At 62.6% G+C, this 8,293-nt stretch carries 7 protein-coding genes and 1 pseudogene; 3 read left to right on the top strand and 5 right to left on the bottom strand.

Annotated features, from left to right (window positions below):
- Nucleotides 1-108 precede the first annotated feature (108 nt).
- Together DXT77_RS30485 and DXT77_RS30480 are read right to left on the bottom strand one after the other, a co-directional pair.
- Nucleotides 109-837: a methyl-accepting chemotaxis protein gene (locus DXT77_RS30485; protein ID WP_371320909.1), complete on the bottom strand. Its 729-nt coding sequence runs from the start codon at nucleotides 835-837 to the stop codon at nucleotides 109-111.
- A gap of 129 nt (nucleotides 838-966) precedes the next feature.
- A pseudogene (locus DXT77_RS30480) lies at nucleotides 967-1,899 on the bottom strand (sensor histidine kinase); the annotation flags it as partial.
- A 600-nt stretch (nucleotides 1,900-2,499) separates the two neighbouring features.
- Between DXT77_RS30480 and DXT77_RS28350 the strand changes: the two are divergent.
- Together DXT77_RS28350 and DXT77_RS28345 are read left to right on the top strand one after the other, a co-directional pair.
- Entirely contained in the window at nucleotides 2,500-3,396 is an 897-nt protein-coding gene (locus tag DXT77_RS28350; RefSeq protein ID WP_085711266.1) for a PA4780 family RIO1-like protein kinase, read from the top strand.
- Nucleotides 3,397-3,452: 56 nt separating this feature from the next.
- Complete coding sequence (locus DXT77_RS28345) at nucleotides 3,453-4,670, top strand: MFS transporter (RefSeq protein ID WP_119430008.1); 1,218 nt, start codon at nucleotides 3,453-3,455, stop codon at nucleotides 4,668-4,670.
- Here DXT77_RS28345 and cueR read toward each other — a convergent pair.
- The 3 genes from cueR to DXT77_RS28330 all read right to left on the bottom strand — a co-directional run bounded on the left by cueR (nucleotide 4,624) and on the right by DXT77_RS28330 (nucleotide 7,918).
- Nucleotides 4,624-5,037: a Cu(I)-responsive transcriptional regulator gene (gene cueR / locus DXT77_RS28340; protein ID WP_025111722.1), complete on the bottom strand. Its 414-nt coding sequence runs from the start codon at nucleotides 5,035-5,037 to the stop codon at nucleotides 4,624-4,626. The two genes, DXT77_RS28345 and cueR, sit on opposite strands and share 47 nt — an antisense overlap.
- Nucleotides 5,034-7,424: a heavy metal translocating P-type ATPase gene (locus DXT77_RS28335; RefSeq protein ID WP_119430007.1), complete on the bottom strand. Its 2,391-nt coding sequence runs from the start codon at nucleotides 7,422-7,424 to the stop codon at nucleotides 5,034-5,036. Before DXT77_RS28335 ends, cueR begins: the two co-directional genes overlap by 4 nt.
- Before the next feature lie 110 nt (nucleotides 7,425-7,534).
- The gene (locus DXT77_RS28330; protein WP_119430006.1) at nucleotides 7,535-7,918 is read right to left on the bottom strand and encodes a hypothetical protein; all 384 of its coding nucleotides are present in this window, start codon (nucleotides 7,916-7,918) and stop codon (nucleotides 7,535-7,537) included.
- A gap of 148 nt (nucleotides 7,919-8,066) precedes the next feature.
- Here DXT77_RS28330 and DXT77_RS28325 point away from each other — a divergent pair, with 148 nt between their 5' ends.
- Nucleotides 8,067-8,264, top strand: a complete 198-nt coding sequence (locus DXT77_RS28325) for a heavy-metal-associated domain-containing protein (protein WP_085711270.1) — start codon at nucleotides 8,067-8,069, stop codon at nucleotides 8,262-8,264.
- The last annotated feature ends 29 nt before the right edge of the window (nucleotides 8,265-8,293 follow it).

Below are 8,293 nucleotides of genomic sequence, written 5' to 3'. Positions count from 1 at the left end.
GGTTGATTTCGATTTGTGCGGCGGGGGGGCAGGGTGTGACGGCCATCATCGAGCGCTGAAAGAACAGGAGTTCCCTCTCCCAAAGGGAGAGGGAATTTCAAAGGTTACTCAGGTACGAAACCTGCGCACCAACCCATCCAGCTCATTCGACAACCCCGCCAGACTCTGCGAATCCAGCCTTGCCGAATTGGCCAGTTCCGCCACCAGTTGTGCATCACCATGAATCTGGCTGATGTGCCGATTAATGTCCTCGGCCACCTGATGCTGCTCTTCCGCCGCCGTGGCGATCTGGGTGTTCATGTCGCGAATCACATCCACCGATTCACGGATCTGACCAAAGCTTTCCCGCGCCTCACCGATGCGCGCCACCGATTGCTGCGACACATCGAGGCTGGCACGCATCTGCTGGGTCACGGCGCTGGTGCGCTTGGCGAGGTTGCCCAGCAGCCCGTCGATTTCCGCCGTCGAATCCGCCGTGCGTTTGGCCAGCGCACGAACCTCATCGGCCACCACCGCAAAACCACGCCCTTGCTCACCGGCCCGCGCCGCCTCGATGGCGGCGTTGAGCGCCAGCAGGTTGGTCTGTTCGGCGATGGAGCGGATGGTGCCGAGGATCGACTGGATGTCGTTGCTGTCGCGTTCCAGTTGCTGCATCGACTGCGCCGACTGTTCCAGCTCCTGGCTCAGTTGATCGACGCTGTGCACCGCCGCATCGATCTGCTGCTGACCTTCGCGGGCCTGGCGCTGGCCGCTGTCGGCCGACTCCGCGGCCTGGCTGCACGAGCGGGCGACTTCGTTGGCGGTGGCGACCATTTCATGGAATGCGGTCGAGACCATGTCCACGGCTTCACGCTGGCGTCCGGCGGCTTCTGCCATGTCGCCGGAAACCCGGGTCGAACTCTGCGAAGTGGCGAGGATTTTCCCGGCGGCGCCGCCGATGTGCTGGATCAGGCTGCGGATCGCAGTCAGGAACTGGTTGAACCAGCTCGCCAGTTGCGCGGTTTCGTCGCTGCCGCGGATGTCGAGGTTCTTGGTCAGGTCGCCTTCGCCCTGGGCGATGCCTTCCAGACCGCTGGCCACGCTGCGGATCGGCCGCACGATCAGGCTGGCGAAACTGGCGCCGACCACGGCGAAAATCACCGCCAGCACGGCGGCGATGATTGCGATCAGCCAGGTCAACTGGGTAGCCGAGCTCATTACGTCGTTCTGTTTGATCAGGCCGATGAAGGTCCAGCCCAGCTGTTCCGACGGCCAGACGTTGGCCATGTAGCGCTCGCCGTTGAGCTCGACTTCCACCAGGCCCTTGCCGGCCTTGGCCAGTTGCGCGTAGCCCTCGCCGAGACTGTCGAGGCGTTTGAAGTTGTGCTCGGGCTGCTTCGGATCGACCAGCACCGTGCCGGTGTTTTCCATCAGCATCAGGTAGCCGGTTTCGCCCAGCTTGATCTGTTTGACGATTTCAGTGAGCTGCTTGAGCGAAACGTCGATGTTGACCACGCCGCCCTGGGCGCCCAGCTGATTGGCTACCGCGCGCACGGTGCTGACCAGCACCGCATCGTCGCCGGCCCAGTAGTAGGCTTCGGTGCGCAGGGTCTTGCCCGGGTTGGCCATGGCGGTCTTGTACCACGGACGTGTGCGCGGATCGTAGTTGGACATTTTCGGATCGCCCGGCCAGAACGCGTAGCCACCGCTGTTCAGGCCATAGGAGACATAGGAATAGGCCGGGTGGGATTTGGCCAGGCTTTCGAACAGGGCAAACAGCTGCTTGTCGATTTCACCGTCGCGTGTGTCGTCGGCGTTGGCGCTCATGCGGCTTCTTACGCTGCCATCGGCGCTCTGGACCAGCGGTTGCGCCGCCAGGTAGTCGACGTTCTGGCTGATGCCGTCGAAGAACAGCTGCATGGCATTGCTGACCTGTCGGATCTCGCGCCCGCTGCTGTCGACAAATCCTTCCCGGGCATCGCTGCGCAGGTTCAGTACCACCAGGGTGGCGACCAGCACCACGGGCAAGCAGGCGATGATTGCAAACGCCCAGGTCAACTTCTGTTTGATGTTCATCCGCGCTCCAGATTTTCTTGTAGGCCCACGCAGTGCAGATGACTCGCGGTTTTTTGGCAGCCGAAAAACGTTGTTTGCCACTCTTTTCCTTGAGTGCGACATCGAAGTTTTTTTGAACGATTGTCGGACAAATTCCTCTGTCTCTGAGGAATTCGGCTGCCGAAGAGGGAAATTGAGGCTAGAGGGGAAAAATCTTACGAAGCGAGTGCGACCGGATGTCAGATTCTGTCGCAAATGCCCTCAAGTCCTTGCGCCAACAAGTTCGACAGGCTCGGCTATGATTCGCAGCGGTCGATACAGGAATGGTGGATTGACGTATTTGATCCGGCACAGTGTGTGCATCCACAGCTTCACAGGTCGGCAACCCTTCCCCGTGATGCGGGGATTGCCGTATAACGAGTGACATTCGCGTGTTTGGCAATAAAGGACCCACAATAAAAGCTGATGAAGACTCCAAAACGCATTGAACCCCTGATCGAGGACGGTCTGGTCGACGAAGTGCTGCGTCCACTGATGAGTGGCAAAGAAGCAGCTGTTTATGTGGTGCGCTGCGGCAATCAGTTACGTTGCGCAAAGGTCTACAAGGAGGCGAACAAACGCAGTTTCCGCCAGGCGGCCGAGTATCAGGAAGGCCGCAAGGTTCGCAACAGCCGACAGGCCCGGGCGATGGCCAAGGGGTCCAAGTTCGGGCGCAAGGAGGCCGAAGACGCCTGGCAGAATGCCGAAGTCGCGGCGCTGTTCCGCCTGGCCAACGCCGGGGTGCGGGTGCCCAAGCCGTACGACTTCCTCGAAGGCGTGCTGCTGATGGAACTGGTGGCCGATGAATACGGCGATGCCGCGCCGCGTCTGAACGACGTGGTGCTGGAGCCGGATCAGGCCCGCGAATATCACGCGTTCCTGATTTCGCAGATCGTGCTGATGTTGTGTACCGGTCTGGTGCACGGTGACCTCTCGGAGTTCAACGTGCTGCTGACGCCGACCGGCCCGGTCATCATCGACCTGCCGCAAGCGGTGGACGCCGCCGGCAACAACCACGCATTCAGCATGCTCGAACGTGACGTCGGCAACATGGCGTCGTACTTCGGCCGTTTCGCCCCGGAGTTGAAGAAAACCCGGTACGCCAAGGAAATGTGGGCGTTGTACGAAGCGGGTACGTTGCACCCGGCCAGCGTGCTGACCGGCGAGTTCGACGATCCCGAGGACCTGGCCGATGTCGGCGGGGTGCTGCGCGAGATCGAAGCGGCGCGTCTGGACGAGGAGCGCAAGCAAGCCATCCGGGCGGCAGAAGATGCGCCGAAAGGCAAATCCGACGAACCGCCTCCGCCCCCGTGGATGCAGTGAGCATCTGAAAAACAAAACCCGGCTTCGGCCGGGTTTTACACATTCAAGGATTGATTGTGACCACCACCTCCCGCAATGCCCGGCTGATCATCACGGCCCGGTTGATTTCCGATTTCGGCGCTTTCTTGAACATGGTGGCGCTGGCCACTTATGTCTACCTGCTGAGCAACAGTGCCATGAGCGTCGGGGTCTTCCTGGCCAGTCGCGTGGGCGGCGGGATTTTCGCCAGTCTGATCGGCACCGCGTTTTATCGTCGATGCAGCGGTCGCTTGCCATTGATGGCCTTCGATCTATTGCGCGCCACAGTGCTCGGTTTGTTGCTGATCGTGCCGGTCAGTCAGCAGGCGCTGTTGCTGCCGCTGATCGCGTTCGCTCTGGGTTTTGGTAATTCGATGTTCGCCATCGGCCTCAACAGCCAGTTGCCGCGCTTGATCGAGCCGGCGCAGTTGCTCAAGACCAATGCGTGGATCACTTCCGCCTCTTCCATGGCGATGGTCGGCGGCAGTCTGGTATCCGGGTTGCTGGTCGCGGGATTTGGCTTTGAAACGGTGTTCGCTCTGAACGCGCTGACCTATCTGCTGGCGGCAGCGTTGATTGCGCCGCTGCGGTTCAGCGCACCTGAACCAGTGGCCGAATCCAGCGCTAAACAGGGTGAGTGGTCGGCGTTGTTGCAGGGATTGCGCAGTGCCCCGGTGGTTGCCGCGATGCTGGCTGTGACGATGGCCGACACCTTGGGCAGCGCCGCGCACAACGTCGGATTTCCGATCATTTCCAGACTGCTCACGCCGGACTCGGCGAGCACCACGCTGGGCCTGATGCTCGCGGTGTGGGCCAGCGGCAAACTGCTGGGTGCACGAATCGCCAGTCGCCTGACCGGCTCTGACAATATCCATCTGGAGCGCCGCTATTTCGGCGGCGTGCTGTTGATGTCCTGCGGTTTCATCCTGATGTTCCAGCAGCACAGCGTCGTCGGGCTGTTGCTGTTTTCGCTGCCAGCCGGACTGGGTGAAGGGTTCTCGGAAGTCGGTCTGATGTCACGACTGCAACGGGAACCGGAGCCGCTGCGTCTGCCAATTTTCAGTTTCCTGACGCTGCTGCAGATGACCGGGTTCGGCGTCGGCATGCTGATCGCCGCACCGTTCTACAACGGGTGGGCGCCGGGTGCCGTGGTGCTGCTGTTCCACGGCATTCCCCTCGCCACGGTGCTGTCGATGAAGGTCCTGCTGCTCAGGCGCGGGCAGGTTGCGCGCAGCAGCCAGACGCCAGTTCCTTGAGGATCGGGCAGTCCGGGCGATGGTCGCCGTTGCAGTGTTCGACCAGGTCCTGCAGGGTGTCGCGCAGCTCGCCGAGTTCGCGAATCTTCTGATTCAGCTCGTCGATATGCTGGCGGGCCAGGGCCTTCACATCGGCGCTGGCGCGCTGGCGGTCCTGCCAGAGGGTCAGCAGCTTGCCGACTTCCTCCAGCGAAAACCCCAGGTCCCGGGAGCGCTTGATGAACGCCAGCGTGTGCAGGTCGTCGTCGCCATAGACGCGATAGCCGCTGTCGGTGCGATGGGCGGCCTTGAGCAGGCCGATCGACTCGTAATAACGGATCATCTTCGCGCTCAGGCCACTGTGGCGGGCCGCTTGGCCGATGTTCATCGGTTGTCCTCCAGATCCTCGGGTTTCCAGGTTTTCAACAGTAGCGCATTGCTCACCACACTGACGCTCGACAAGGCCATCGCCGCGCCGGCCAGCACCGGATTGAGCAAGCCGAACGCCGCCAGCGGAATGCCGATCAGGTTGTAGACGAAGGCCCAGAACAGGTTCTGGCGGATCTTCGCGTAAGTCTTGCGGCTGATCTCCAGCGCTGCCGGCACCAGTCGCGGATCGCCACGCATCAGGGTGATGCCGGCGGCGTGCATGGCCACGTCGGTGCCGCCGCCCATGGCGATGCCGATATCGGCGGCTGCGAGTGCCGGGGCATCGTTGATGCCGTCGCCGACCATGGCCACGACGCCGGTTTTTTTCAGCTCGGCGACGGTGGCGGCCTTGTCCGCGGGCAGCACTTCGGCGTGGACGTTTTCGATGCCCAGCGCTTCGGCGACGACGCGGGCGCTGCCGCGGTTGTCACCGGTCAGCAGGTGGCTGTGGATATGTCGCGCAGCCAGTTGTTGTACCGCATGCAGCGCGCCGGGCTTGAGGGTGTCGCCGAAGGCGAACAGACCGAGTACGCGGGGAACGGGGTTTTGTTCGATCAGCCAGGACAGTGTCCGGCCTTCGGTTTCCCAGGCCTGGGCGGACTCCGCCAGCGTGCCGGTGTCCAGACCGGCTTCCTCCAGCAGCCGACGATTGCCCAGCGCCAGGCGCCGACCGTCGAGATGGCCGGCGATGCCGCGACCGGTCAGGGACTGGCTGTCGCTGACATCCGGCACTGTCAGATTGCGTTCGGCACAGACATCCAGCACCGCTTTGGCCAGTGGATGTTCACTGCCGCGTTGCAGCGCGCCGGCCGCTGTCAGCAGGGCATCTTCGTCACCGTCGATCACACTGAAATGCGCAATGCGCGGGGTGCCGGAGGTCAGGGTGCCGGTCTTGTCGAACACCACGGCGCCGACTTCATGGGCACGTTCCAGTGCCTCGGCGTCCTTGATCAAAATCCCGTGGCGAGCGGCGACGCCGGTGCCGGCCATGATCGCGGTCGGTGTCGCCAGTCCGAGGGCGCAGGGGCAAGCGATCACCAGCACCGCGACGGCGTTGATCATCGCGGTTTCCAGCGGCGCGCCGTACAGCCACCAGCCGATCAGCGTGGCCAGGGCCAGCAGCAGAACCGCCGGCACGAACACCTGACTGACTTTATCCACCAGTTTCTGGATCGGCGCCTTCGCGGCCTGAGCGTCCTCCACCAGACGGATGATCCGCGCCAGCACGCTTTCCGCACCGAGCGCCGTGGTGCGCACCCGCAGGCGGCCTTCGCCGTTGATCGCGCCGCCGGTGACCTTGTCCCCCAGCTGCTTGGGCACCGGCAGGCTTTCGCCGCTGATCAGTGCTTCGTCGGCATGGCTCTGGCCTTCCAGCACCTCGCCATCCACCGGGAAGCGTTCGCCGGGTTTGACCATTACAAGATCGCCGAGGCGCAGGGCGCTGATGGCAACGTCCTGTTCACGGCCATCGATGACTTGAATCGCCCGCTCAGGCCGCAAGGCTTCCAGGGCGCGGATGGCGCTGGCGGTCTGGCGTTTGGCGCGGCTTTCCAGGTACTTGCCGAGCAGCACCAGCGCGATGACCACTGCCGAGGCTTCGAAATACAGATGCGGCATGCCTCCGTCGGCGGTCGCCCATTCATAGAGGCTCAAGCCGTAACCGGCGCTGGTGCCGAGCGCCACCAGCAAGTCCATGTTGCCGGCCCCGGCGCGCGCGGCTTTCCACGCGGCCACATAAAAACGTGCACCGAAGATGAATTGCACCGGAGTGGCGAGGGCGAATTGCGCCCAGGCCGGCAACATCCAGTGAATACCGAACGGTTGCAGCAGCATCGGCAACACCAGCGGCAAGGCGAGGGCGATGGCGCAGATCAGCGCCCAGCGCTCGTGGCTCAGGCGTTGTTGATGATTGTCGGTCTGGTGTTCAAGTTCGAACAGGCTGGCCGAATAACCGGCCTTGCTCACGGCAGCGATCAGGGTTTGCGGGTCGACCGCGCCAAGCAGCTCAAGATGAGCGCGTTCGTTGGCGAGATTGACGCTGACACTTTTCACCCCCGCAACCTTGTTCAGCGCGCGTTCGACACGACCGACGCAGGAGGCGCAGGTCATGCCGTCGATGTTCAATTCCACGGTTTGCTGCGGCACGCTGTAACCGGCGCGCTCAACCGCTTCCATCAGCGCCGGCAGGCTGTCGCCGGGCGCCTGCACCCGGGCCTGTTCGGTGGCGAGGTTGACGCTGACGGCGCTGGCGCCGCTGACTTTGCTCAAGGCGCGCTCGACGCGGCCGGCGCAACTGGCGCAGGTCATGCCGCTGATGGGCAGATCGAACGTGATGGAATCGGACATCGGTCGTACTCCCTGTAGTGGATGCCTACAGGATCAACCTTGCCATGCTGGCAAGGTCAAGCGCGAAAAAAATGGGGGGAGCCAGCCTGCTCCCCCCATTTTCGATTCGCTCAGTATTCGAGCGCGGCCGGCCGCAGGTACAACCCTTTGGCGTTTGCCGCGATCCGGTACTTCACCACATCCCCGGCCTTGAGCGAGATCTCCTGCGCCGGCGGTGCCAGCATGCCCGGCTGGCAACCCGGGACCTGGCCCGGCTCCAGCTTCAGACGAATGGAGAACGTGCCGTGGGGCAGGTTGAACGAGGTGGACTGTTCCTGAAGCAGCCGCGCGGCAAACTGATCCTGGATATACACGCCTATCTCGCAGGAGGTCGGCACTTCCAGACGCTCGCGGGAGATGATCAGAACGGCGTAATCCTCGCCGACCGCATTGGCCTGGGGCAGGCAGGCAAAGAAGCTGAGTAGGCCAAACAGGCTGAAAGCTGACCAGCGCATGGCTGAATCTCCTGAATTGATGTCATTAATGCACGCAGCTTGGCCGAGCGCGGCGCCGATTGCCAGCCCGGCAGTTGTTTGCAGAACTTGACCTTGCCATCGTGGCAAGCTCGACACTGCCGGCAACCTCACTCAAAGGAGTCATTCCATGCAAGTGTTCAGTGTTGAAGGCATGTCCTGCGGTCACTGCGTCAAGGCCGTTACCCAGGCGGTGCAGAGCAAGGATCCGGCGGCCAGCGTGCGGGTCGATCTGGCGGCGAAGGAAGTCGGTGTCGAAAGTGCGTTGAGCGCCGAACAAGTGATCGAGGCGATCAGCGAAGAAGGCTACGCCATCCGACTCGCCTGAACTTTTTAATAGTTAGCGAGCTACCGGAT

This window comes from Pseudomonas sp. 91RF, assembly GCF_003576265.1.
GTDB lineage: Bacteria > Pseudomonadota > Gammaproteobacteria > Pseudomonadales > Pseudomonadaceae > Aquipseudomonas > Aquipseudomonas kribbensis.
The sequence above is the reverse complement of the archived record's forward strand: the minus strand, read 5'-3'. Positions and strand labels throughout refer to the sequence as shown.

Excerpts from the sequence above, each read along its gene's own strand:
- DXT77_RS28335 (WP_119430007.1), bottom strand. The coding sequence starts at position 7,424 with ATGTCCGATTCCATCACGTTCGATCTGCCCATCAGCGGCATGACCTGC.
- DXT77_RS30485 (WP_371320909.1), bottom strand. The coding sequence starts at position 837 with ATGGTCTCGACCGCATTCCATGAAATGGTCGCCACCGCCAACGAAGTC.
- DXT77_RS28330 (WP_119430006.1), bottom strand. The coding sequence starts at position 7,918 with ATGCGCTGGTCAGCTTTCAGCCTGTTTGGCCTACTCAGCTTCTTTGCC.
- cueR (WP_025111722.1), bottom strand. The coding sequence starts at position 5,037 with ATGAACATCGGCCAAGCGGCCCGCCACAGTGGCCTGAGCGCGAAGATG.
- DXT77_RS28350 (WP_085711266.1), top strand. The coding sequence starts at position 2,500 with ATGAAGACTCCAAAACGCATTGAACCCCTGATCGAGGACGGTCTGGTC.
- DXT77_RS28325 (WP_085711270.1), top strand. The coding sequence starts at position 8,067 with ATGCAAGTGTTCAGTGTTGAAGGCATGTCCTGCGGTCACTGCGTCAAG.